General features: G+C 71.3%; 23 protein-coding genes. 11 read left to right on the plus strand and 12 right to left on the minus strand.

Annotated elements, in window-relative coordinates; all coding sequences use genetic code 11:
- Positions 1-29 precede the first annotated feature (29 nt).
- Entirely contained in the window at positions 30-182 is a 153-nt protein-coding gene (locus ABH927_RS12255; RefSeq protein WP_370020941.1) for a hypothetical protein, read from the plus strand.
- Between the two features lie 108 nt (positions 183-290).
- On the opposite strand, the gene ABH927_RS12260 is transcribed toward ABH927_RS12255, so the two are convergent.
- The 5 genes from ABH927_RS12260 to ABH927_RS12280 form a co-directional block, all read right to left on the minus strand.
- On the minus strand, positions 291-878 hold the full coding sequence (locus tag ABH927_RS12260) for a hypothetical protein (RefSeq protein ID WP_370020943.1): 588 nt from the start codon (positions 876-878) through the stop codon (positions 291-293).
- Positions 879-1,121: 243 nt separating this feature from the next.
- A complete protein-coding gene (locus ABH927_RS12265; protein ID WP_370020945.1) occupies positions 1,122-1,376 on the minus strand; it encodes a hypothetical protein in 255 nt (84 codons plus the stop codon).
- A 17-nt stretch (positions 1,377-1,393) separates the two neighbouring features.
- A complete protein-coding gene (locus ABH927_RS12270) occupies positions 1,394-2,755 on the minus strand; it encodes a S8 family serine peptidase (RefSeq protein ID WP_370020947.1) in 1,362 nt (453 codons plus the stop codon).
- A 261-nt stretch (positions 2,756-3,016) separates the two neighbouring features.
- The gene (locus ABH927_RS12275) at positions 3,017-4,672 is read right to left on the minus strand and encodes an LCP family protein (protein WP_370020949.1); all 1,656 of its coding nucleotides are present in this window, start codon (positions 4,670-4,672) and stop codon (positions 3,017-3,019) included.
- An 81-nt stretch (positions 4,673-4,753) separates the two neighbouring features.
- A complete protein-coding gene (locus ABH927_RS12280) occupies positions 4,754-5,788 on the minus strand; it encodes a neutral zinc metallopeptidase (protein ID WP_370020951.1) in 1,035 nt (344 codons plus the stop codon).
- Positions 5,789-6,036: 248 nt separating this feature from the next.
- Here ABH927_RS12280 and ABH927_RS12285 point away from each other — a divergent pair, with 248 nt between their 5' ends.
- On the plus strand, positions 6,037-6,906 hold the full coding sequence (locus tag ABH927_RS12285) for a LysR substrate-binding domain-containing protein (protein WP_370020953.1): 870 nt from the start codon (positions 6,037-6,039) through the stop codon (positions 6,904-6,906).
- A 49-nt stretch (positions 6,907-6,955) separates the two neighbouring features.
- Entirely contained in the window at positions 6,956-7,804 is an 849-nt protein-coding gene (gene folP / locus ABH927_RS12290) for a dihydropteroate synthase (protein ID WP_370020954.1), read from the plus strand.
- On the opposite strand, the gene ABH927_RS12295 is transcribed toward folP, so the two are convergent.
- Genes ABH927_RS12295 through ABH927_RS12305 form a run of 3 tightly spaced genes read right to left on the minus strand, consistent with a single transcriptional unit; the run spans position 7,791 to position 11,249 of the window.
- On the minus strand, positions 7,791-9,209 hold the full coding sequence (locus ABH927_RS12295) for an aspartate aminotransferase family protein (protein ID WP_370020956.1): 1,419 nt from the start codon (positions 9,207-9,209) through the stop codon (positions 7,791-7,793). The two genes, folP and ABH927_RS12295, sit on opposite strands and share 14 nt — an antisense overlap.
- Positions 9,206-10,585 carry a sensor histidine kinase gene (locus tag ABH927_RS12300; protein ID WP_370020958.1) on the minus strand — a complete coding sequence of 460 codons (1,380 nt, stop codon included), beginning with the start codon at positions 10,583-10,585 and terminating at the stop codon, positions 9,206-9,208. The genes ABH927_RS12295 and ABH927_RS12300 overlap by 4 nt, the downstream gene beginning before the upstream one ends.
- A complete protein-coding gene (locus tag ABH927_RS12305) occupies positions 10,575-11,249 on the minus strand; it encodes a response regulator transcription factor (protein WP_370020960.1) in 675 nt (224 codons plus the stop codon). Before ABH927_RS12305 ends, ABH927_RS12300 begins: the two co-directional genes overlap by 11 nt.
- Positions 11,250-11,374: 125 nt before the next feature.
- Here ABH927_RS12305 and ABH927_RS12310 point away from each other — a divergent pair, with 125 nt between their 5' ends.
- From ABH927_RS12310 to ABH927_RS12325, 4 genes are all read left to right on the plus strand, one after another.
- Positions 11,375-12,463, plus strand: a complete 1,089-nt coding sequence (locus ABH927_RS12310) for an outer membrane lipoprotein carrier protein LolA (protein ID WP_370020962.1) — start codon at positions 11,375-11,377, stop codon at positions 12,461-12,463.
- The gene (locus tag ABH927_RS12315) at positions 12,460-13,413 is read left to right on the plus strand and encodes an ATP-binding cassette domain-containing protein (RefSeq protein ID WP_370020964.1); all 954 of its coding nucleotides are present in this window, start codon (positions 12,460-12,462) and stop codon (positions 13,411-13,413) included. Before ABH927_RS12310 ends, ABH927_RS12315 begins: the two co-directional genes overlap by 4 nt.
- A gap of 1 nt (position 13,414) precedes the next feature.
- On the plus strand, positions 13,415-14,212 hold the full coding sequence (locus tag ABH927_RS12320; protein ID WP_370020966.1) for an ABC transporter permease: 798 nt from the start codon (positions 13,415-13,417) through the stop codon (positions 14,210-14,212).
- Positions 14,213-14,276: 64 nt separating this feature from the next.
- Positions 14,277-14,747, plus strand: coding sequence for a hypothetical protein (locus tag ABH927_RS12325; RefSeq protein ID WP_370020968.1), 471 nt, complete (start codon positions 14,277-14,279; stop codon positions 14,745-14,747).
- On the opposite strand, the gene ABH927_RS12330 is transcribed toward ABH927_RS12325, so the two are convergent.
- From ABH927_RS12330 to ABH927_RS12340, 3 genes are read right to left on the minus strand one after another with little or no spacing between them, the layout of a single operon-like run.
- Positions 14,677-15,468, minus strand: coding sequence for an ATP-binding cassette domain-containing protein (locus ABH927_RS12330; RefSeq protein ID WP_370020969.1), 792 nt, complete (start codon positions 15,466-15,468; stop codon positions 14,677-14,679). The genes ABH927_RS12325 and ABH927_RS12330 overlap by 71 nt on opposite strands.
- 33 nt (positions 15,469-15,501) lie before the next feature.
- Positions 15,502-16,290: an ABC transporter permease gene (locus tag ABH927_RS12335; RefSeq protein ID WP_370020971.1), complete on the minus strand. Its 789-nt coding sequence runs from the start codon at positions 16,288-16,290 to the stop codon at positions 15,502-15,504.
- Complete coding sequence (locus ABH927_RS12340) at positions 16,283-17,047, minus strand: ABC transporter permease (protein WP_370020972.1); 765 nt, start codon at positions 17,045-17,047, stop codon at positions 16,283-16,285. The genes ABH927_RS12335 and ABH927_RS12340 overlap by 8 nt, the downstream gene beginning before the upstream one ends.
- A gap of 226 nt (positions 17,048-17,273) precedes the next feature.
- On the opposite strand from ABH927_RS12340, the gene ABH927_RS12345 reads away from it, so the two are divergent.
- Both ABH927_RS12345 and ABH927_RS12350 read left to right on the plus strand, forming a co-directional pair.
- Positions 17,274-18,236 carry an alpha/beta hydrolase gene (locus tag ABH927_RS12345; RefSeq protein ID WP_370020973.1) on the plus strand — a complete coding sequence of 321 codons (963 nt, stop codon included), beginning with the start codon at positions 17,274-17,276 and terminating at the stop codon, positions 18,234-18,236.
- 210 nt (positions 18,237-18,446) lie between these two features.
- Positions 18,447-19,958: a protein kinase domain-containing protein gene (locus ABH927_RS12350; protein WP_370020974.1), complete on the plus strand. Its 1,512-nt coding sequence runs from the start codon at positions 18,447-18,449 to the stop codon at positions 19,956-19,958.
- Between the two features lie 165 nt (positions 19,959-20,123).
- On the opposite strand, the gene aceA is transcribed toward ABH927_RS12350, so the two are convergent.
- Positions 20,124-21,416, minus strand: a complete 1,293-nt coding sequence (gene aceA / locus ABH927_RS12355; protein WP_370020976.1) for an isocitrate lyase — start codon at positions 21,414-21,416, stop codon at positions 20,124-20,126.
- A gap of 243 nt (positions 21,417-21,659) precedes the next feature.
- Here aceA and ABH927_RS12360 point away from each other — a divergent pair, with 243 nt between their 5' ends.
- Positions 21,660-23,132 carry a helix-turn-helix domain-containing protein gene (locus ABH927_RS12360; protein WP_370020978.1) on the plus strand — a complete coding sequence of 491 codons (1,473 nt, stop codon included), beginning with the start codon at positions 21,660-21,662 and terminating at the stop codon, positions 23,130-23,132.
- Positions 23,132-24,103 carry a glucosyl-3-phosphoglycerate synthase gene (locus tag ABH927_RS12365; protein ID WP_370020980.1) on the plus strand — a complete coding sequence of 324 codons (972 nt, stop codon included), beginning with the start codon at positions 23,132-23,134 and terminating at the stop codon, positions 24,101-24,103. Before ABH927_RS12360 ends, ABH927_RS12365 begins: the two co-directional genes overlap by 1 nt.
- Positions 24,104-24,105 lie beyond the last annotated feature (2 nt).

A 24,105-nucleotide genomic window follows, 5' to 3' on the forward strand; every position in this document is an offset into this window, starting at 1 on the left:
CGACTTGCTCCGTTGATGACTATCTCGCCGTGCAGAATGACGTGACCGTTCCGGTCCCGTGTGGCGACCCAGCGGCGGGCGTGCGCGGCGAGCTCACGCGCCTGAGCGGCGGTGACCAGCCCGAAGCGCTGGAGCTCTCCTGGCAGCTCGGCATCGCCGCTCCAAGTGGCATACGGAACTGAGAGCCAATGCGTCCGCCGAACTGTGGGGCTCCCAGCCGAGGCGACCGCCCCGCCGCCCCCGCCAATCCCTCCTCAGCGGTAGGCCCAGCGCCAACCTTCCCGCTGCCCTTATCTCATCTCCTCCACCACGCAGGCCTGGGTCAGCTCCACGAGATCGCGGGACGCGGCCAGGACCTCGCCCGCCTGGTCGCGGACCGGCCGTCCGTGCAGCTCCACCGCGGCACTGAGCTGCACGGCCTCGGCCCAGGAGGCCATCCGCCGAGCCGCCGCCAGCACGTCGAGGACGTGCGAGTCGGGAAGCGTGGAAAGACGTGGCAGCGCCCGCTCGATCCCCGCGGCCGCCAGCGCGCCCGGCGCCACCCCCGCCACCTCGGCGAACGGCTCGCCGTACAGCTGCAACGGCGGCACCCCTGACGTGTCGGCGACCGGTGTGTCGGCGACTGGCGTGTCGGCGGCGTGATCCCCTTCTGCTGCCGCACCGGCCGCCTCGACCTCGGCGATCAGCCAGGGAGGTGCGCCATCGAGGGGGTCGTCCGGCTCATCAGTGAGTTCGGTGAAGTCGAACTCGGACGCCGCCGCCTCGTCCAGCAGCTCGACGTCGGCCCACCACGGCACATCGGCGGAGCGCCCGGGGGCGGCCTGGCCGTGTGGTGACAACGGCGACGACGACGGGGCGTCGGTGTGTGGCCTGCTCATCACGCACCCCCTCCCGCCGGCACCGTCTCGCGACCTCGGATGGCTCCCGGCCCGAATCGTCTCCCTCGGCCCTGGCCTGCCTCAATGATGCCGCACCGTATTCGAAAATGCGAACGAATAAATGCCGCCTATGGCACATAACGGCTGGCGGATAGAAGATCTTTAGGCGGCCGCAGAGAAGCAGTGGAGCGCCCGACGTCGTGCCCCCCGTCGGCAGCGCAGAGGCGGAACGGCGGCCGGCCGTTAGGACGCCGGGCCGTAGGGCTCGATACGGGGGTTGGAGTAGGGGCCCGGATAGTGGGTGGAGTCTCCGGCCGCCGCGTGGATCCGGCGGCCGGTCTCCTCGGTGACCCGCAGGGCGTACAGGCCCTCGTCGGGGTCGATGGGCACGAGGCCGTAGGAGCTGTCCACCTCGTCCTCGGCAAGCTCCAGCTTCCGCATGGCGGACTCGAGAGTCGCGTCGCGCGGGAGCCGTACGGTGATGAGCACGCTGGTCACGGTGGCGCTCCCTCGTCTCAGGCCGCCTTCGCCGCCCTCCTTCGGAGGGCCGCCATGATGCCGGCGACATCCAACACGCCGTATCCGTAGTCGTAGTCATACCCCACGACGCCGCGATCATCGGCCGTACGGCGGAGCAGGGTCCGGAGCTGGCTCGGAGGCAGCTCGGCCGAGGACCACTGGGTCCGGATCGCCGCGACCAGCCCGGCGGCCACCGGGCAGGCGGCCGAGGTGCCGGAGTCCGGCTCGGCGTCGCCGAAGGCCTTGGATCCGGAGAAATGCGTGTACGCGCAGACGTCCGGCTTCCGGGCGGTGAGCCGTCCGGGGCCCTGGGAGGAGTAGCCGACGCGGTCTCCGCTGGTGTCCACCCCGGCGATCGACAGCACCCGGCCGTGGGAGTTGGCCCCGACGATGGGCCGGTCGGGGTAGGCGCATCGGCCGTCCTTGCACTCCCTCCCGCAGTTTCCGGCCGCGAAGAGGATGTCCGCCCCCGCCTGGGCCAGGCTGCCCACGATGACGTTGAACGGATGAGCCGGGTTGTCCGAGTAGTTACCGGGATGGCCCGGAGGGAAGTCCCATCGCGGTGAGAACGACCCCCAGCTGTTGCTGATCACGAGTGCCCGCGACTCGGCGGGCTGGGAGTCCAGGACGTCGCGCAGATGGGCGTACGCGGCGATCGCGTCGGACAGCAGGCCGTCGATCTCGGAACCGCCCGAGCGCTGCGAGAGCAGTACGGAGACGTCGATCAGCGACGCCTGCGGCGCGGCGATGAGGGCGTCGAAGGCGCACATCGAGCCGTGGTCGACGTCGAACTCGCCGGGGATGCCCGTGACACCCGAGGGACTCCAGCTCCGCTCCTTGTCGATGGTCAGTCCGCGGCCCAGTGCCTTGGTGACGTGGGCGGCGTTGATCCCGGTGTCGGCGATGGCGAGCGCGACGCCGGAGCCGTCCAGCCCTTCGGCCGCCAGGTCGGCCACCCGGAGGAGGCGCTCCACGTCGTGCCAGTCGCCCACCGGGTCGTCGCCGCCGCAGGTGAGCGTCTTCTCGATCTTCGGGTCGGCGAAGACGCCCACGACGTCCCCGCGGGAGGCGGGCAGCAGCGAGACGCGAGTGGAGATCTCGTCGTCGGCGACCTCTCCCCGGACGAGTACGGACGCCTCGTCGGGGGCCATGGAATAGATCAGCGGCTGGTTGAGCGACAGGGGGTCGCCGCCGGGTGCGGCGGGAACCGGGCGGGGGACCGCGACGGGCGTGAACGAGTGGTCCAGGACCACCCCGGGCAGCCCGTCGGCGACGTCCGAGGCGCTGGCGACGACCGACGGGTCGGCGACGGCGGCGACCAGGTCGGGACCGGGACGCAGCTGGATGAGTACGCGCACGGCGACTTCACTCCGCGACTAGTAGTTAACGCTACGTCACCACCCTGGTGCATCCCGTAAGGCCCGTCCACCGGTTTTGCCTCGAATCCGAAATCGAGCTTAGGGGCGGAGCGAAATAATCCTCACGTATCCGACATCTTTGCCGTACCAAATGGGCGACACTCTCCGACGGCCGGATGAGCTGGAATTACTCGTTTCCCTTTCCTTACCGCGCCGAATCGCTTCGGCCGTGGCCAGGTGTGTCCTGTTGAATTCGTTCGGCTAGAAGCCGCACAGCTCCGCGAGGCTCTTGGCCTTGCCGTTCGGCGTGGGGGTCTGGAGCGGCGTGGACGCCGTCGGACTGGGACTGGCCGAAGACGTCCCCGAAGGCGTCCCCGAAGAGGGTGCCGTGCCGGCGGCGACGACGCGGCTGCCGGCCATTGACTCCCTGATCGCCTGCCGCACGAGGGCCCTGACCTTGTTCCAGTCGGCGTTGCCGGGATAGATCAGGGGCGGCACGAACTGGAGGCTGGTGATCTTGGCGCTTTTCACCTTCAGGCCGAGCGGGACCAGATGCTCCAGAAGGTCACGCGGGATGTCGGTCTGGAACATGTGCCGCGCCGCCTGGGCGATCCTGGTGAAGTTGGCCAGGACGGTGGCGGGCGTGACCTGCTGCGCCAGCGCGCCGATGACGCAGCGCTGGCGGGCCATCCGCGAGAAGTCGTCGCTGTCCACGCGCGACCGGCCGTACCACAGGACCTCCTCACCGCTCAGCGTCCGGTAGCCGGCCTTGATGGTGCCCGCGGTGCCGAAGTGGCCGCCCCACTTGATGTCCCGCTCGACGTGGATCTTGAGGCCGCCGACGGCGTCCACGAGGGCGGCGAAGCCGAACATGTCCACGATCGCGTAGTAGTCGATGGGGAGGCCGAGCGTGTAGCCGATGGCGTCCTTCAGGGCCTCGGGGCCCTTGTGCTTGCCGCCCATGACCTGCGGATTGTTCTCGGCGTAGTACCATACCGAATTCAGCAGGCCCTGACCCTCGGCGTTGAACCCGTTCGGGAACTGCTTGGACAGGGGGCTGCTCGGAGGAAAGCGCACGAACTGCAGGTTGCGGGGGAGGCTGAACAGCACCGTGTTGCCGGTGGCGATGTTGACGCTGGCCACGGTCATGGAGTCGGTCCGCACGCCGACCCGGTTGCCGGCGGCGTCCCCGCCCACCAGCAGGAAGTTCACCCGTTTGCGGCCGTTCCAGGGGTCCTCGGCCCTGATAGGGGAGGGGGCCGAACCGGCAGCGGAGGGCCTGAACAGGTAGTTGAGGGTCTCGCTCCCCGTCTTGATGGTGCTCGCGGTGAACGCGAAGGGGGCCATGACCGACACGCACAGCACACCGGCCACGATCCCGGCCACGACCTGGCCCCCCTGCGGGAGGCGCTGCGGGCGGAGCACGACGAAGGACAGCACCACCAGCGTGAACCAGGCGAGCGCGCACACCCCCGCGCCGATCATGACGGCCGTCAGTGTGCTGGGCCGGACGGCGGCGCCCGCGTTGCCCGAGAGTTGCAGGGCGAAGGCGACCGCCGCCACCAGCGCCAGGCCGAACGTGCCCAGCAGGACGAATCCCGTACGGCGCTTGCCCGCCCGCAGGTGCGCGGCTCCGGGGACCAACGCCGACAGGGCGGTCCAGCCGATGAGCGAGGCGGTCGTGAGCGGCCGGGCGTACCGCGGCGCCCTCGCCATCACCCGCTGCCGCCGCCTCGTGCCGCCGTTGCCGCCGGGACTGTCCGAGCCGCCGGCACTGTCCGAGCCGCTGGGGCCGCTGGGGCCGCTGGGGCCGCTGGGGCCGCTGGTGTCGCCGGGGCCGCCCGCGCCGCCGGGCATCGCGCCGCCGGGCATCGCGCCGCCCGTGACGGTGACGTCAGCGGGTCCCCCGCCGGGCATGGTTCACCGCTCTCTCCTCCGTAAAGCTTGGGTAGGGATTCTAGCCCCCATATCCGGACAAGTCTGGCGTACGCCTAACTTTTAGGAGACGGAAGCGGGACCTACGGCCCAGGTGTTGCACTGGTAGGCCAGCGGGCGCGTGTACCCCTGCCGGAACCACGCGGCGTTGCTCCGCGTGTTGCCGTGGTCGCGAGGCCCCTGCGGCGGATCGCCCAGATGTCCGTACGCCCACAGGAGCGTGTCGCGGCGGGCGGGCGTGATCGGATAGCTGGCGGACACCGCTCGCATGAACATGCCCCCGAAACACGTCGCCTGGAGCTCGTGACGCCGGCTGAGGGCCATCCGGGCGCTCCGGGAGGTCGCGTCCGTCGTCCGCTCCCACCAGGAGTCCGAGATGCCGGACAGGCTCTGGATGTGGTGGCCGTACTCGTGGGCCATCATGCTGATGACGATGCCGTTCCACGCGCCCAGCGAGCCGTACTCTCTGGCGAGAGCGGACGTGGAGGCGTAGATCGTGCTGTTGCTCGGGCAGTAGTACGGCACGTTGCTCCCGGCGGGCGGGTAGTCGCCGCACGCGCCGCGGCCCTTGCGCGGGGCGATCACGTAGCCGGGGGCGTACCACTGGATCCCCACGCGGGCCAGCGCGGGGGCCCACGCCCGGCCCATGCAGTTGCCGGTTCTCAGGATCAGCGCCTTGAACTGCGCGTGGTCGTAGATGCTGGCGGCGCCCGCGGGACAGTTGGTCTTCGGCAGGCCGCCGGCCCGGTAGACGGTGTTGTTCTTCAGGCTCCGGTTGAGCGCCGGTGCGACGGTGTGCGCCGTCGTCGGCTTCTCCGACGGCCGGTGAGAGGGCCGGTGAGAGGGCCGGTGAGAGGGCTGGTGCGACGGCTGGTACGACCCGTGCGTGAACGTCGGCAGCGCGATCGGGGAGACCGGCTCCGGCCTGCGCGCCGCCTTGAGCAGAGCGCCCACGACCACCAAGGCCACGAACCCGAACGCCAGCACGCCGACCAGGGCGCCGATCAGCACACCGGCCCCCGACTTGCGCTTGGGCGGCCGCCAGTTCGGCGGCGTGTAGCGCGGCGGGCCGTACGGACCGTACGGCCCCGGCGGCATCCAGCCAGGTGGCGGAGCATGCGGAGGGCCGGGTGGTGGGGGAGGCGGCGCGGCCGGCGGCGGATATTGCCGATATTGCGGATGCTGTGGCGCCATGACTTTGCCCCCCTCTGGATATTTGGGGCACAACAATACTGATTTAACATCCGTCACGGATGTAGCAGTATTCGGGCACAATACGTAATCAGCCGAGGTGATCTCTGCGATGTTCCGGATTCGCCGGGCTCGTCTGCCCTAGCGTTTTTCGCATGAATCTGCAGCAGCTCCGTTATGTGGTCGCCACCGCGGAGCACCGGACAATGACCGACGCCGCCAGATCGCTTTACATCGCGCAGCCCGCGCTTTCCCGCGCGATCCGCGATCTGGAGCGCGAGCTGGGGATGACGCTATTCGCGCGTTCCGGCAGGGGAGTCGTCGTGACCGCGCAGGGACGCCGGGTCGTCAAGCTCGCCCGGGAGGCGCTCGACGCCGTCCGGGAGATCGAGGCGCTGGCGACGCACAGCCACTCGGCCGGGGCGGAGCTCCGCATCGCCTCGACTCCCAGCCTGGAGCCCGGGCTCGCGGGACGCCTGCTGCCCGCCTATGTGGCGGAGCATCCGGGGATCCGTGTGCAGATCGTGCGGTGCGACGGACGTGACGGCGTGGTCAGCGCGGTCCGCGAGCAGCGCGCCGACCTCGGCCTGACCGACCTTCCGGTGCCGACCGACCTCGTCAGCCATCCGCTCGAACGCCAGGAGATCGTGCTGATCTCGCCCCCCGGCGCCGACCTGCCCGACCCCGTGCCCGTGTCCCGGCTGAACGGCATGCGGCTCGTGCTGCCCGCCCCCGGCAGCCCGAGGCGGCGGGAGTTCGACCAGATCTTCGCGACGTACGGCGTCCGCCCCATCCCCGCGGTGGAGTCGGACGAGCGCGGCGGCTGGCTGCGCGCCGTGCGCGAGGGCAGGGCGTCCCTGCTGTGGTATCGCGGCATGGCCGAGCAGGCCGCCCGCGCCGGGCTCGTCGTCCGCGCGCTCGACCCCTCGCTCAAGAAGATCATCGCGGTGGTGCACGCCCGCCGGAGGCTGCCGGTCATGGCGCAGGACTTCCTGACTCTCGCGGAGGGCGGCTCCGCCGCCTGATCGTCGCGCGCCACTTTTGGAGCGCTCCAAGGGAGATAGGGTGACGTCGATGTCCACTCTGATGTCTACTCTGCGCCTTCGAGGCCGTTCCTTCGGGCCGGGCGACTTCGCGGTCATGGCCGTGGTAAACCGCACGCCCGACTCCTTCTACGACAGGGGAGCGACCTACGGTTTCACCGCCGCCGTCGACGCCGCCTCCCGCCTGATCGACGAGGGCGCGGACATCGTCGACATCGGCGGCGTCAAAGCCGGGCCGGGGGACGAGGTCGACCCGGCCGAGGAGATCCGCCGGGTCGCCGAGGTGGTCGCCGCCGTCCGCGACCGCCACCCCGATGTGATCATCAGTGTGGACACCTGGCGGGCCGAGGTGGCCAAGGTCGTCGCCGAGGCGGGGGCCGACCTGCTGAACGACACCTGGGGCGGCGTGGACCCCGGGCTGGCCGAGGTGGCCGCGACGTACGGCATCGGTCTCGTCTGCGCCCACGCCGGGCGGGTCGAGCCCCGGACCAGGCCCCATCGCATCGCCTACGCCGACGTGGTGGGCGACGTGATCGCCTACACGACGGCCCTGGCGGAGCGGGCGGTATCGCTGGGGGTCAGGCGGGACGCCGTCCTCATCGACCCCGCCCACGACTTCGGCAAGAACACCTGGCACTCGCTGGAGGTCAGCAGGCGCCTCGGCGAGATGGTGGCCACCGGCTGGCCGGTGCTGGTCGCCGTCTCCAACAAGGACTTCGTAGGCGAGACGCTCGGCGGCCTTCCCGTCGAGGAGCGACACGCCGGCACGCTGGCCACCCTCGCCGTCTCGGCCGCGCAGGGCGCGCGGGTCTTCCGCGTCCACGACGCCGCGAGCGCCCGTACGGCTCTCGCCGTGGTCGGCCGTCTCACGCGTACATAGCCGACAGGAAGCGGACGAGGACGGTCTCGCGGGTCCCGGCGGGCAGGGCGTCGAGCACCGCGTTGACCACGGCCATCCCGGACCCGTCCATTCCGCCGAGATCGATGCCGACCGAGGCGGCGAGCTCGGTGAACGTCGCGTCGTCGAGCGCGTCGAGGTCGAGCCCGGCGATCAGCTCCGGCAGGCCGTCCGGGACCACGGCGGGCCCCTTCCGGCGCGCCGCCTCGGCGGCCGCGGCGATGACCTCCAGCATGGCGTCGATCCCCGCGAGCGTGACACCGGTGACCGTGATGTGGAGGTTGGCCGGGATCCCGGCGTACGACAGCTGCGGCTGGAGGAACCACCCGAGCCGCCGGGCCTCGTCGGACACCACGAACACGTCGACCTCCGGCGACCCCGCGATCGCGACCAGCGACGCCTCCGGCTCGCCCAGCACCCGCAGGCCGGGGATCTCGCCGACCCCCTTGACCAGCCGCCGGGTCGCCTCCAGCGTCGTACGGCCCAGCTCCAGGTAGCCCTCCCTGCCGAGCGACTGGAGGGTGGCCCACGCCCCGCCGAGGGGACCGGCCGAGCGGGAGCTCTGCACAGTGGCGTTGATGATCGTGTAGCCGGGCCAGGCCGCCGAGGCGAAGTAGGCCTTCCTGCGCAGGGTGGCGTCCCGGAACAGCAGTACCGAGGCGCCCTTGGGTGCGTAGCCGAACTTGTGCAGGTCGCAGGAGATCGACGTGACCCCCGGGACGCCGAGATCGAAGGGCGGGACGTCCGCGCCCGCCTCACGGAGCCAGGGCAGCAGCCAGCCGCCCACGCAGGCGTCCACGTGGCACAGCACGCCCTTCGACGACGCCAGCGCGGCGATCTCCTCGACGGGGTCCACGACGCCCTGCGGGTAGGACGGCGCCGACGCCACGACGAGGACCGTCCGCTCCCCGATGGCGGCCTCGACCGCGGCGGCCGAGGCCCGGAACGTGACCGGGTCCACCGGGACCGGCACGACCTCCAGGCCCAGGTAGTGGGCGGCCTTGTGGAACGCGGGATGCGCCGTGACCGGCAGGACGATCTGCGAGCCCTCCGGGCGGGAGTCGCGGGCGGCCTTGACGGCCAGCATGATCGACTCGGTGCCGCCGCTCGTGAAGATCCCCGGGGCGCCGGGCCTCCCCAGCAGCTCGGCCACCGCGCCGACGACCTGCTTCTCCAGCGCCACCATGCTGGGGAACGCCGTGGGGTCGAGCATGTTGACCTCGAGCATCTCCGCGTAGGCCAGGTGCGCCGTCTCGTGGATCTCCGGCCGGCCGGTGTCGTAGACGTACGCCGTCACCTTGCCGCCGCGGACGGGAAGGTCGGCGGCCTTCAGCGCGGACAGCTCGGCCAGCAGCTCCTGCGCGGGCCTGCCGTACGAGGGGATCATGTGGTTCTCCTTCTCAGGGGTAGGCGCACGACGGCGCGGAGGCCGGGGGAGGCGTCCTCCAGGTAGACCGTGCCACCGTAGGCCTCCACCGTCGTCCGGACGATGGCGAGACCGAGCCCGGCTCCGCCGTCGTCGCGGCTGCGCGAGCTGTCCAGGCGGGTGAACCGGTCGAAGACCCGCTCCCTGTCCTCGGCCGGGATGCCGGGGCCGTCGTCGGTCACGGCCAGCTCGGCCGTCCCGGCGTCCGCGCGCAGCGCGACCGTCACGGTCGTGGCGGCGTGCCGTACGGCGTTGTCGATCAGGTTGGTCAGCACCCGCCCGAGGTCGAGGGGGTCGCCGAGGACGGTCGCGGGGGAGGCGATCTCGGGGGTCAGGCCGTACCGCTCGGCGGTCTGGACCGCGAGATCGGCGAGGTCCACGGGCTCCCGGCGCGCCGGACGGCCCTCGTCGAGCCGGGCGAGGGCGAGCAGGTCCTCGGCCAGGCGGGCAAGCCTGAGGGTGTCCTCCAGGACGCCCTCCGCGGTCTCCCTCCAGTCCTGTCCCTCCGGATGGCTGAGCGCCACCTCCAGCTGGAGGCGGATGCTGGCGAGCGGGCTGCGCAGCTCGTGGGCGGCGTCGGAGACGAGCGCCCGCTGGCGGGCGTCGGCCTCCTCCAGCCGGGCCAGCATGTCGTTGAGGGTGGCGGCCAGCGAGTGGACCTCGTCGCGCGCCTCGGGCACGGGCAGCCGCCGGGAGCGCTCGGTCCCGCTGATCTCGGCCGCGCCCCGGCGCAGCAGCGCGATCGGGCGCAGCGTGCGGCCGATGACCAGCCAGGACGCGGCGGCCAGCAGCGCCAGCAGCAGCGGCATGCCGATGATCAGCACGTGGGCGGTGGTCGTCAGCGCGTTGCCGATCTCGGAGAAGGACCGCGCCGCGATCACCGTCGTGCCGCCGTCCGCGCGCAGCACCCTGACGCACAGCGGCCCCGGCAGCGCGTACGGCCTGCCGTCCACGAACCGGGGGGCCGCGGCGCGCGCGGCGGCCTCCCGTTCGCGCGGCGGCAGCAGCGGGACGAGGCGGTCGGTGTTGGGGGTGGCGTTCACGATCCGCCCGGCCGGGTCGAGCACCTGGATGATCGTGTTGTCCACGGTGACCACCGGGTCGGACAGGCGACCGGCGTCGGCGAGGGCGACCACCTCACGGCCGCGCCGGTACACCTCGTCGTCGATCGTCGTCAGCAGCGCCCGGCCGAGCACGCCGACGAAGACGTACGCGGAGGCGGCCAGCGCGAGGGCGAGCACGGCGGAGGCGGTGGCGGTGAGCCGGAACCGCAGGCTCTTGCGCCGCCACCATGCCACGGGACCGGCCACGGGATCGGCCACGGGGTCAGCCGCCATCGCCGGCCAGCCGGTAGCCGACCCCTCGGACCGTCTGGAGCGCGTTGCGGCCGAACGGCGCGTCGATCTTGCGGCGGAGGTAGCCGACGTACACCTCGACCACGTTCGGGTCGGTGTCGTAGGTGTCCCACACGTGTTCCAGGATCTCGGTCTTGGACACGACCTCGTCGTGCCGCCGCAGCAGGAACTCCAGCAGGGCGAACTCGCGGGGGGTCAGCTCGATCGGGGCGCCGCCACGGGTCACCAGCCGCCGCGCCGGGTCGAGGGAGAGGTCGCCCGCCGTGAGCACGGCCGGGCGGCGGGCCCCGCCGCGCCGCAGCAGCGCCCGGAGCCGCGCGACCAGCACGACGTAGGAGAACGGCTTGGTGAGGTAGTCGTCAGCCCCGAGGTCGAGGCCGTCGGCCATGTCGTACTCGCCGTCCTTGGCCGACAGCATCAGGATCGGCACCCAGTTCTCCTCGGCGCGAAGCTGCTTGCACACGTTGTAGCCGGACATCCCCGGCAGCATGATGTCGAGCACCACCGCGTCGTACTCTCCCACACGGGCGAGGTGCAGACCCTCGCGGCCGTCGTAGGCCAGGTCCACGGCGAACCCCTCCGCCTGCAGCCCCCGTTGCAGCGCCGCCGCCATCCGCCGCTCGTCCTCGACCACCAGCACTCGCATTGCCCCATCTTGTCCTCTCCGGGGCCGGCGTGGCTGAGAGCTCTCTCAGGCTGTCTCAGCGTCGGCACAGGAACGATCGCGCAGGCTGCGGTTGTCAGGTTCGCCGACCATAGTGGAGATGTGACATGTCGAAGGCAGCACGCGCCGTGAGATGGGGAGTGCCCATCGCCGCCGTCGCGGTCGTGGTGGCCGCCGTCGGGACGGGCCCGGTGATCGCCGCCGTCCAGGGCGACCCGTCCCTTCCGGACCGCACCGCTCAGCAACTGCTCGCGGACGCCGCGCAGAAGTGGCAGCCCGGCCGGGTCCCCCCGATGTCCGGGACCATCGTGGAGACCGCGTCCCTCGGCCTCCCGGCACTGCCGGGGGTGGGCGGCGGCGGGAGCTCGCCCACCTCCCTGCTGTCGGGCTCGCACCAGCTCAAGGTCTGGTACGGCGGGCCGGGGCAGGCCCGGGTCATGCTGCCCGGCGAGATGAGCGAGACCGACGTCATCGCCGACGGCGACCAGGTCTGGCTCTGGGACGGCGGCGCCAACAGCGCGACCCACCTGAAGATCCCCGCCGGTGAGAAGGCCGCCCCCTCACCCCTGCCGTCCATCCCGACGCCGCAGAAGGCCGCGGAGGAGGCGCTCAAGGCGGCGGGCGGGAACACCACGATCAGCGTCGGCAACGACGCGACGGTGGCCGGCCGGGCCTCCTACGAGCTCGTCCTCACGCCGAAGGCGGCAACCTCGCTGGTCAAGGACGTCAGGGTGGCGCTCGACGGGGAGACGCTGATCCCGCTCCGGGTCCAGGTGTACGCCAAGGGGGCGGCCGAGCCCGCCTTCGAGGTCGGGTTCGACTCCGTCACGTTCTCCCCGCCGGCTCCGGAGAACTTCACGTTCACGCCGCCGCCCGGGGCGAAGGTCGTCGAAGGCTCCTCCGCGTCACTCCCCGGCGACGGGAAGCCGGGCCCGGCCGACGGGGCACGGGTCGTGGGTTCGGGCTGGGAGAGCGTGATCGTGACGCCCGTCCCCTCAGAGGGGGCCGAGGGATCCAAGGGTTCCGACGCGTTCGCGAGCGTGCTGAAGTCGGCCACGCCGGTCAGCGGGCCCTGGGGCAGCGGCCGGCTGCTGCGCAGCAAGCTCCTCTCGGCCCTGGTGACCGACGACGGGCGGCTGATCGCGGGCGCGGTCACCCCCGAGGTCCTCTACAGGGCGGCGGGCGCGGCCGGATGAGTGCGGTGACCGAAGCGGGGGCGCTCGTCGGGGCGCCCCCGCCCGTCATGGGCGATCACGCCATCGTGACCACCGGCCTGACGAAGCGCTTCCGCGGCGGGCAGGTCGCCGTCGACCAACTCGACCTGGCTGTGCCGCGCGGGTCGGTCTTCGGGTTCCTCGGGCCGAACGGCTCGGGTAAGACGACGACGATCCGCATGCTGCTCGGCCTCGTCGCCCCCACCTCCGGCGGCTTCTCGGTCGCCGGGGAGGTGGGGGCCCTGATCGAGGGGCCGGCGTTCTACCCGTACCTGTCGGGCGAGGCCAACCTGCGCCGCTTCGACGCGGCCGACCCGGGGGCCGACGCCCGGACGGCGAGGAGCCGCATCGGTGAGGCGCTCGAACGGGTGGGGCTGAGCGCCGCCGCCCGCAAGCGGTACCGGGCGTACTCGCTGGGCATGCGCCAGCGGCTCGCCATCGCCGCCACGCTGCTGCGTCCGAAGGACCTGCTGGTGCTCGACGAGCCGACGAACGGCCTCGACCCGCAGGGCACCCGGGAGGTGCGCGCGCTGATCAAGGAGATCGCGGCGGGCGACACCACCGTGTTCGTCTCCTCCCACCTGCTCGCCGAGATCGAGCAGATGTGCACCCACGCGGCCGTCATGCGGACGGGCCGGCTGGTCGCGCAGGGCTCGCTCGCCGGGCTCCGGTCGGGCGGCGGCCGCCCCCGGCTCCGCGTGGAGACACCGGACGTGAAGGAGGCGGCCGCGGTGCTGGACGGGGCCGGGCTCGCCGGCGTCCTGATCGGCGACGGCGAGGCCACCGCCGAGCTCGGCGACGCCGTCCCCGAGCGGATCTGCGCCCTGCTCGTCCACGGGGGCGTGGCCGTCCGGGGGTTCACGGTCGTGCGGCCCACTCTGGAGGACGTCTTCGTCGGCTTGACGGGGGAGGGTTTCGATGTCGAGGCATGACATGAGGCTGTTGGCGTCGGAGGTCGGGCTGACCTTCCGCCGGCCGCGGAACCTCGCGATGCTGGGCGTCCTCGCGGCGGTGCCGGTGCTGATCGGGGTGGCGGTCCGCGTCGCGGCGGGGGACGACGCCGGCTCGATCATCGGCCAGGTGGCGGGCAACGGGCTCGTGCTCACGTTCGCCGCGTTCTTCATCATGCTGCCGCTGGTGCTCCCGCTGGCGGTGTCGGTGGTGGCCGGGGACGCGATCGCGGGCGAGGCCGCGCAGGGGACGCTCCGCTACCTGCTCGCCGCCCCGGCGGGGAGGACACGGCTGCTGGTCCTGAAGTACGTCAACATCGTGATCTACTGCCTCGCCGCGTGCGCCGTGGTCGCGCTGTCGGCCCTCGCCGTGGGGCTGGCGCTGTTCCCGGTGGGGCCGGTGACGCTGCTGTCGGGCACGACGATCCCGGCGGCCGAGGGGCTGCTCCGCGTGGGGATCGTCGTGCTCTACGCGGCGGCGGGGATGGCGGCTTTGGGCGCGATCGCCCTGGCGGTCTCCACACTGACCGACGCGCCGATAGGCGCGGTGGCGGCGAGCGTCGTGCTCGTCGTGGTGGGTCAGGTGCTCGGCGCGATCCCGCAGATCTCGGCCATCCGGCCCTACCTGCTCACGTCGTGGTGGAGCTCGTTCAACGGGGCGCTGCGGGCGCCGATGGCGACCGACGACCTGGGCCGCGGCCTGCTGGCCTTCGCGGCCTACATCGTGGTTTTCGGCTCCATCGCATGGTCCCGCTTCACAAGCAAGGACATAACCGCATGAGTGGGGTGCTCTTTACGGAGGTTTGTCGCTAGGGTTGCCGCGAACCTCTCACAAGGCGGTGTGAATGCGGCACTTCTTCGGGCTGCTGGCGGGTGTCGTCGTCGCGGCCGCTCTCCTTCTCGGCGGTGGCTGGGCGGCCCAGGAGGCGGTCCGCGGCGCGGCCCAGAACCTGGACCCGGCCAAGGACGCCCGGCTCCTGATCGCCATCGGCGTGATGGCGGTGGCCGGTCTGGTGGTCGGCCTGGTGCTCGTCGGGCGGGTGTCCCCGCTGGCGACGTTCGTCCCCTCGATGGCCCTGCTCGCCTGGACCGTGGTGTACGTCCTCGACGTCTCGCGGGCCGCGTCCCTGGTCCCCACCGGGGCGGGAGTCCAGCAGGAGCTCATCCAGGCCGGCAAGGGCATGCTCACCCTGCTGTCCACCGGCGTGTACGGCATGCTGGGCGTGGCACTGTTCCTCCCCGTGCTCATGCCGTCACGCTGGGCGGGTCCGGCGCGGGACGATGAGGACGAGTACGAGGAGACTCCCGGCTACTGAGGTAGAGGTGGGCGACGGCGTCCTCGATGGAGGTCTCGCCGCAGAGGTCGCTGACGGTGCCGTCGAAGGCCAGCCTGCCGTGGTCGATCAGCATCACCCTCCGGCAGAGCCGTTCGATGTCGCCCAGGTCGTGCGTGGTCAGCAGGACGGTCGTGCCGTGCTCGGCGTTCAGCCGGCGCAGGAAGTCGCGCACGCCGGCCTTGCTGACGACGTCGAGGCCGATCGTCGGCTCGTCGAGGACGAGCACCGCCGGGTCGTGGAGCAGGGCGGCGGTGATGTCTCCCCGCATCCGCTGCCCCAGGCTGAGCTGCCGCACCGGGGTCGCGAGGAACTCGCCCATGCCGAGGAGCGAGCACAACTCGTCCAGCCGCTCCCGGAAAGCCTTGCGATCTACCTTGTAAAGGAGCCGGATCAGTTCGAAGCTGTCCTTCAGCGGCAGGTCCCACCACAGCGTCGTCCGCTGGCCGAAGACCACGCCGATCCTGCGGGCGAGAGCCGTACGGCGGCGGGACGGGTCGAGACCGTCCACCCGCACGTGGCCGGACGTGGGGGCCAGGATGCCGGTGAGCATCTTGATCGTCGTTGACTTCCCGGCGCCGTTCGGGCCCAGGTAGCCGACGAACTCGCCGGCCTCCACGCCGAAGGACAGGTCCTGTACGGCATGCACCACCGAGCCGCGGACCTTGAACGTCCGCCCGGCCCGGTCGACCTCAATGATCATTAGGCTCCCCGTCTCTTCTAACCGCGTCTCTTTCTAACTGCCGGTGGATCGGTAGCGGCGGATCCCGGCGCGCCAGGCGAGCCCGGCCACGAGCGCCAGCGCCAGGGCGGCGGCCGGGGAGAGGAAGCGCAGCCAGTGCGGCAGGCCGAGCGGGTCCTCCCGGTCGAGGACGTAGAGCCCCGGCTGCCAGTTGACGAACGCCAGCGGCAGCACGAAGGTCACGCCGCGGACGAGGTTGTCGCCGTAGACGCTCAGCGGGTACTGGACCAGCGTGCCGCCTCCGTAGGTGAAGGCGTTGGCCACCTCGGGGGCGTCGGTCAGCAGGAACTGGGCCGCGCCGCCCAGGGCCCAGATCGCGGTGAAGATCACGACGCCGGACAGGACCATCACCGGGATCATCCAGGCCCGTCCCAGGGGCACGTGGACGCCGGAGAGGCCGATTCCCAGCACCACCGCCCCCTGGAGGACCCGGCCGATCCGGTGCGGCACGAACCGGTCGGTCGCGACCTGCACGAACGGGCTCACCGGGCGGATCAGCATGGCGTCGAAGGTGCCCGCCTTGATGTGCTGGCTGATCCGGTCCAGGTTGCTGAACATCAGGTCGCCGACCGAGAAGGCCAGGCCGGCCGTGCCGTACAGGAACATGACCTCGGAGAGGCCGAAACCGCCGAGCGTGGTGGTGTTGGCGAAGATGACCCAGATGACGGCCGCGTCGAGGCCGCCGAGCACGAATCCGCCAAGGGTCATGAGCGTGAACGACAGCGGATACTGCGCCGCGGCACGGGTCCACGTCCACGCGAGCAGCGCGTAGGTCCTAACCACCCTGGATCACCACCTTCCGGCGGGCGGCCGTCGTGGCGAGGGCCCCGAGGCCGAGCAGGGTCAGCGCCCAGAACGCCTGGAAGGCGAGGGCCCGGGCGACGCCGGTCTTGCCGAGATACACGTCGGCGGGCACCTGGACCATCGCCGCCCACGGCAGCGAGCGGGCCAGCGTCCCGAGCCACCCGGGGAAGAGGACCAGGGGCAGCATCAGGCCGCTGAAGAACGTCGTGAGGACCATCGACATCACGGACAGGCCCCGGTCGTCGAGGACCCAGCACGAGGCGAGCGCGACCAGGTAGCGCCAGCCGAAGCTGACGATCACCCCTAGGAGGAAGCTCACCCCGAAAGCCGCCCACGTGCCGGCGTCGCCGGGGGTCACGATGCCGAACAGCAGCGCGCCCGCGATGGTGGGCGGGACGCTGCGGGCGAGGAACAGGTAGATCGCCCGCCCGAGGTCCTCCGACAGGCACCAGAGCTGGAGCGACGCCGGGCGGACGAGGTCGAGCGCGATGTCCCCGCTGCGGATCCGCTGGGGGAGCTCCAGGCCGCCGCCGAAGACCTGCATCGGCCCGATGTACGCCTGGGTGAGGAAGCAGTAGGTGACCGCGTCGGTGACGTCGTACCCGCCGAGGCCGGGCCGGGAGCGCCAGAGGGCGATCAGGACGTACGCGCGGAGGACTCCGAAGACCGTGTTGGTGAACGCCCCGGCCGCCGCGGCGGCCCAGTAGGCCGCGTGCTTGCGGAAGCCGTATCCCACCAGTCGTAGATAAAGGGTCGCGCACCTCCGAAGACGGGGACGTGGCGATCTTAGATCATCGGCGATGCTTTCGGCAGGGGGCGTCTGGAATACCTGGCCACTTTTTGGGGGATCCTTCGACTGTGACCGTTACCACACTGTAACGCCGCCGTAAGACAGGAGAAACATAGCGACCGGTAGAACGAGTACCTACCTTATGGGAGGTTTCATGCCGGATGAGATCAATATGGACGTTCGTCCGGAATATCCGGTCAGCTGGCAGGCCGCCGCGCTCAACGGAGTGCTCCGCGGGACCATGAAGCCGATCTCCACCCTCCTCCTCCGAAACACCGCCGGCATGGCCGTGGCCAGCAGGTTGATCTGCTTCGGCGAACGCGTTCCCGGCATCCTTCCCAAGCACGTGTCCATCGCCCCCGAGCGGTTCGGCGCCTGCTCGGGCGAGTGGGTCCGCGGCGACGCCGACCTGGACGAGAGCAAGGTCCTGCTGTACTTCCACGGCGGCGGCTACTTCATCTGTTCTCCCGCCACGCACCGCCCCATCACCTGGCGGCTTTCCGCCACCGCCCGGCGCCCGGTGCTCGCCCTCGACTACCGGCAGGGGCCGGTCCACTCGCTCGCCGAGTCGCTGGCCGACGCGCTCGACGCGTACCGGTGCCTCCTCGACCGCGGCTACGCGCCGAAGGACATCCTGCTGGCGGGGGACTCCGCCGGCGGCCACCTCACCCTGGCGACCCTCCTCTCCCTGCGCGACAAGGGCATCCCCCTGCCCGCCGCGGCGGTGTGCCTGTCCCCGTGGACCGATCTCAGCGACACGCGGCGCCGGGTGAACGCCTGGACCGACCCCATGCTCCCCGCCGGGCGCGTCGACTGGCTGGCCCGGCGCTGGACCGACGGCCTCGACTGCCGCGACCCCCTGGTGTCCCCCGTCTACGGCGACTACACCGGCATCCCCCCACTGATGATCGTGACGGGATCGACGGAGGTACTCAGGGACGATGCCCGCAGGGTAGCCCTGAGCGCCCGCGACAACGGCGTCCCGGTGACCTACGAGGAGTGGAACCGGATGCCCCACGTCTTCGCCATCCTCGCCGACGTCGTCCCCGAGGCGCGGCTCGTCTTCCGGCACATCTCCCGCTTCATCGACGCCGTCGGAGGCCGCGCCGCCGAGCCCGGTGCGGAAGCCGCCTGATGTAGTCGTATGTGACTGATGAGATCGCTGTGACCTGGTATTTCGCAAACCTCTCTTACTCTTCGGTGCCATTGGGCTTACCTGTCATGCCGCTTGCGGCTAGTTAGGCCCGTGGCGCGTTCCAACGGGCCACAGTGTGCTGTGCGGTAGTTCCGTGAGAGAGGTAACTTCCGGATGTCACGTGGCGCACACAACGGCTTGGCTCCCGGCGTGCGGCCGCTTACGGTGGGCGACCCGGTCATCATCGGGCGGTATCTGCTCCTCGGCCGCCTCGGCACCGGCGGCATGGGCGTGGTCTACCTCGCCGAGCACCCGAGCGGCGGCCTCGTCGCGCTGAAGACGCCCCACGCGACGCACCTGCCGGACCCCGTCCTGCGCGCGCGGTTCGCCGAGGAGGTGGAGTTCTCCCGCCGGGTCGTCCCGTTCTGCACGGCGGCCGTGATCGAGGACGGCATGGACCGGGACCGGCCCTACCTCGTCACCGAGTACATCCCCGGTCCCGCGCTGTCGCAGGTCGTCGCCGCCCGGGGGCCCCTCACGCCCGACCTCGCGTACGGCGTGGCGCTCGGCGCCGCCGCGGCCCTGGCGGCCACGCACGAGGCGGGCCTGGTCCACCGCGACCTCAAGCCGGCCAACGTGCTGCTGTCGTCTCGCGGGCCGTTCGTCATCGACTTCGGCATCGCCCGCGACGTGGACACCACCATGGCGCACACCCAGGCGGGACAGATCATGGGCAGTCCCGGTTGGGTCGCCCCCGAGCGCCTGACCGGGGGCCACGCCATCCCGGCCTCGGACGTCTTCTCCTGGGGCTGCCTGGTCGCGTTCGCGTCCACCGGCCTCCATCCGTTCGGCAGCGGCGAGCTCGACGTCCTGACGCGGCGCATCCTCGTCGAGGAGCCGCGCATCTCAGGCGTGCCCAAGCTGCTGTGGGACAGCGTCGCGGCGGCGCTGCGGAAGGATCCGGCCGAGCGCCCGGACGCCGGTGAGCTCCTGTCCGCCCTTCTCGCGGCCGGCGGGGTGGCCATGCCGGGGGACATGAGGGACGCCGTCGGCTCCGTTCTCGACGAGATCTGGCAGCCCGTGCCGTACCCGGCGGGCGGCGGGCGCGTGCGGGTCGCGGACGCCGCGACGGGAGGCCGGGCGTCGCGCCGCCGCGCCGCGGGGAAGTCCGGCGGGCACGCCACCCACGCGGGCTTCGCGGCGCTGGCGACCGTCACGATCGCCGCGATGACCGTGGTCGCGGCCGGCACGGGCGCGGCCCGCATGCAGGGCACCGCCGAGCCGCCGCCCGCGCTCCCCATTGTGATCCCCGGGGAGGACAGCACGCTGACGCCGGACCGGGTGCTCGGCACCTCGCGGCCGCCGGTCACGGCTCACCCCACGCGAAGCGCCCGTCCGCGGGTGAAGGTGACCGCCACGCCTCACCGGATGGGGGCGACGCCGGAGGACCCGTGGAGCTCGGTCGTGCCGTCCCCCACGAGCCACGGCGGAACGCCCGCACCGCCGCAGCAGCAGCCTCCGCCGGACGACCAGTGCTTCAACAAGAAGGGCAAGCCGAAGGACTGCAAGCCGACCCGCAGCCCGAGCCCGGTGCCGTCGTCCAGCATCAGCACCGAGCCCCAGTGGGGTGACGGGGAGTCGCCTCAGCCGAGCGCCTCACCGTCGTCGTCCGCCTCCGCGACGGCTCCCTCCTCGGGGCCCTCGTCGTCCGCCTCAGGGTGAACTCCGGCATCATTGGCCTGTCCGTGGCCGCCGCCGTACGGCATCCCAGCTCGGGGAGCGCCGACGGCAGGTGGTACGCCCGGGCGCTGCGTTCATAGGCCTGGGCGCGTGAGAAGGCCCCGCCGAGGCGGGGCCTTCGATTTTCGACCTGCCTTCCGCTTGGGGTTAGTGAGCCTCAGCGAACTGCGACTCCTCGGTCGAGCCCCTGAGGGCCGTCGTGGACGAGTCCGGCGCGATGGCCGTGCTGACCAGGTCGAAGTATCCGGTGCCGACCTCACGCTGGTGGCGGGTGGCGGTGTAGCCGCGCCGCTCGGCGGCGAACTCGGCCTCCTGGAGCTCGACGTAGGCGGACATGCCCTCGTCCGCGTAGCCCTGCGCCAGGTTGAACATCGAGTAGTTCAGCGAGTGGAAGCCCGCGAGGGTGATGAACTGGAACTTGTACCCCATGTGGCCGAGTTCGCGCTGGAACTTGGCGATCGTGGAGTCGTCCAGGTGCTTCTTCCAGTTGAACGACGGCGAGCAGTTGTAGGCGAGCATCTGGTCCGGGTACTGGGCCTTGATCGCCTCGGCGAACTCGCGGGCCACGTCGAGGTCCGGCGTGGAGGTCTCCATCCACAGCAGGTCGGAGTGGGGCGCGTAGGCCAGGCCGCGGGCGATGCAGGCGTCGACGCCGTTGCGCACCCGGTAGAAGCCCTCGGCCGTGCGGTCGCCCGTCACGAAGGCGCGGTCGCGGGGGTCCACGTCACTGGTCAGGAGCGTCGCGGCCTGAGCGTCGGTCCGCGCGATGACCAGGGTGGAGACGCCCGCGACGTCCGCCGCCAGGCGGGCCGCGTTGAGGGTCTTGACGTGCTGGCCGGTCGGGATCAGCACCTTGCCGCCCAGGTGGCCGCACTTCTTCTCGGAGGCGAGCTGGTCCTCCCAGTGCACGCCCGCCGCGCCCGCGGCGATCATGCCCTTCATCAGCTCGAAGGCGTTGAGCACCCCGCCGAAGCCGGCCTCGGCGTCGGCCACGATCGGCGCCAGCCAGTGCGGCGCGTCCTCGTCACCCTCCGACCAGGTGATCTGGTCGGCGCGGAGCAGCGCGTTGTTGATGCGCCGGACCACGGCGGGGACCGAGTTGGCCGGGTAGAGGCTCTGGTCCGGGTAGGTCTGCGCGCCGAGGTTGGCGTCGGCGGCGACCTGCCAGCCGGACAGGTAGATGGCCCTCAAGCCCGCCTTCACCTGCTGCACGGCCTGGTTGCCGGTCAGCGCGCCCAGGGAGTGGACGTAGTCCTCGGTGTTGAGAAGGTGCCACAGCCGCTCGGCGCCGAGCCGGGCGAGCGTGTGCTCCTCCTGGACCGAGCCGCGGAGCCTGATCACATCCTCTGCCGTGTAGGTCCGCTCGACGTTCTTCCACCGGGGGTTGGTGTCCCACTCGTTGCGCAGCTGCTCGGCTGCCGCGGTAAGGCGGTCCGACATGACTGTCACTCCCTCGTTGCGTGCTCTGTCGTCACCTGGGTGCTTGGTTCGAGTTTGTGTCGATATCAAGAGACCAACAAGGAGAGTCGCACGGAAAGAAGCTCAGATTTTTCTGATCAATGAAGACTGGCGGGTATTTAACAGTGAAGAAACGCCGAGTTTTCGCTTTGGACTAGACCAATCCTTGTGAGGTAGATCACCAAGGGGTGGAAGAAACGCTGAAATTTCGCTTAGGATCGGGCTATGCCCTCCTTGTTAGGCGAAGAACCGCTGTCTTTGACGCAGGAGCTGGACCTGCTGGCCTTCGGCCAGCGGCTCAAGCACCTGCGCAGGCAGCGCGGCCTCACCCTCTCCGAGCTGGGCGACCGGGTCGGGCGCGCGCCCAGCCAGCTCTCACTGCTGGAGAACGGCAAGCGCGAGCCCAAGCTGTCGCTGCTGAAGTCGCTGGCCGCCGCGCTCAACGTGCCGGTCGAGGAACTGCTGCGCAGGCAGGCCCCCAACCGGCGGGCGCAGCTGGAGATCGCCCTGGAGGAGGCCCAGCGCGACCCCCTCTACACCAGCCTCGGGCTCAGCCGGCTGAAGGTCTCCGCGCGCGTCCCCAACGACGTGCTGGAGCACATCCTCGGCCTGTTCGAGGAGCTCAAGGCCCGTGAGGCCAAGGGGACGGCGACCCCGGAGGAGGCCCGCGCGGCCAACGCCGAGCTGCGCAGGAAGCAGCGGGAGTTGGGGAACTACTTCGAGGAGATCGAGAAGGCCGCCGCCGAGTCGCTGGCCGCCGTGGGCTACCGGACCGGCGCCCTCTCGGAGAGCACCGTCCAGGCGCTGGTCTCCTACTTCGGCTTCACCGTGCACACGGCCCAGGACCTGCCGCGGTCCGCCCGCTCGGTGACCGATCTGCGCAACCGGCGGATCTACCTGAAGCGCGAGCAACTCGGCATGCACACCCCCCGCACGGTGCTGCTGCAGACGCTCGGCCACTTCGCGCTCCAGCACCACAAGCCGCGCGACTTCGCCGACTTCCTGCGCCAGCGGGTCGAGGCCAACTACTTCGCGGCGGCCGTGCTGGTCCCCGAGACGACGGCCGTGCCGTACCTGCGGGAGGCGAAGCAGGACCGGGCCCTGTCGGTGGAGGACCTGCGGGACGTGTTCGCGGTCTCCTACGAGATGGCCGCCCACCGGTTCACCAACCTGGCCACCCGGCACCTCGACCTGGTGTGCCACTTCGTCCGGAACGACGCCGGCGGGATCATCTACAAGGCCTACGAGAACGACGGGATCGTCTTCCCCGCCGACGAGCAGGGGGCGATCGAGGGCCAGCGGATGTGCCTGCAGTGGTCCGGTCGCCAGGTGTTCCAGTCGCCCGACCGGTTCTCGCTCTACTACCAGTACTCCGACTCGCCCACCGGCACCTACTTCTGCGTCGCCCACGTCGATCCGTCGCAGGAGAAGGACGTCGCGATCACGCTCGGCGTGCCGTACAAGGAGTCGCGCTGGTTCCGGGGCAGGGAGACGACGAACCGGACCAAGTCGAACTGCCCGAACGGCGAATGCTGCCGCAGGCCGCCGACGGAGCTGGCCCAGCGGTGGGAGGGCTACGCCTGGCCGTCCGCCCGCGCGAACTCCCATGTCCTCGCCGCGCTGCCGCCCGGCTCCTTCCCCGGTGTGGACGAGGCGGACGTCTACGCGTTCCTGGAGCGCCACGCCGCCATAGGCTGATGCCCGTGGATACTGAGGTGGACGCCTGGCTGCGCGCCCGCACGTCGTCCGCGGGGGACTGGCCGATCGCCGCGCTGCTGGCCGCGAAGGGGGCGACCACGATCAGCGTGGTGCTCCCGGCGCGGAACGAGGCCGCGACCGTCGGCGAGATCGTCGGCGCCATCCGCGAGGACCTCGTCGAGGCCGTGCCACTGGTGGACGAGCTCATCGTCATCGACTCCCGGTCGACCGACGACACCGCGGCGCGGGCCGTACAGGCCGGGGCGAAGGTGTTCGCGCAGGACGAGATCCTGCCGGAGCTGGACGGCGAGCGCTACGACGGCAAGGGCGAGGCGCTGTGGAAGTCCCTCGCCGTGACGTCGGGCGAGATCGTCGTGTTCGTCGACGCCGACCTCCGGGACTTCCGGACGTCGTTCGTCACCGGGCTGCTGGGACCCCTGCTGGCCGACCCGTCCGTGGCGTACGTGAAGGGAGCCTACGACCGGCCGCTGGCCGGGGTGGAGGGCATGGCCGGGGGGCGGGTGACCGAGCTGGTCGCGCGGCCCCTGCTCAACCTGCACTGGCCGCTGCTCGCCGGGTTCGTGCAGCCCCTCGCGGGGGAGTACGCGGGACGGCGCGCCGCCCTGGAACGCGTCCCCTTCGTCACGGGCTACGGCGTGGAGCTGGGATTACTGGTCGACCTGCTGGAGCTCGTGGGCCTGGACGCGCTCGCCCAGGTGGACCTCGGCCGCCGGGTGCACTCCCACCAGTCCACGGAGGCGCTGGGCGGGATGGCCGGGCAGATCATGCACACCGCCTGGTCGAGGCTCGAACGGCAGGACAAGATCATTTCATTGCACGCGCCGGCGTCGCGGCTCACCCAGTTCACGCGCGGGCCGTCCGGCCACCATCCGGTCGTCCGGGACGTCGCGGTCGCCGAGCGGCCTCCGATGCTGACCGTGCCGCAGTACGCGTCCCTGCGGGGGCGCTAGAT

Source organism: Planotetraspora sp. GP83, from assembly GCF_041262585.1.
Lineage (GTDB): Bacteria > Actinomycetota > Actinomycetes > Streptosporangiales > Streptosporangiaceae > JAOEGB01.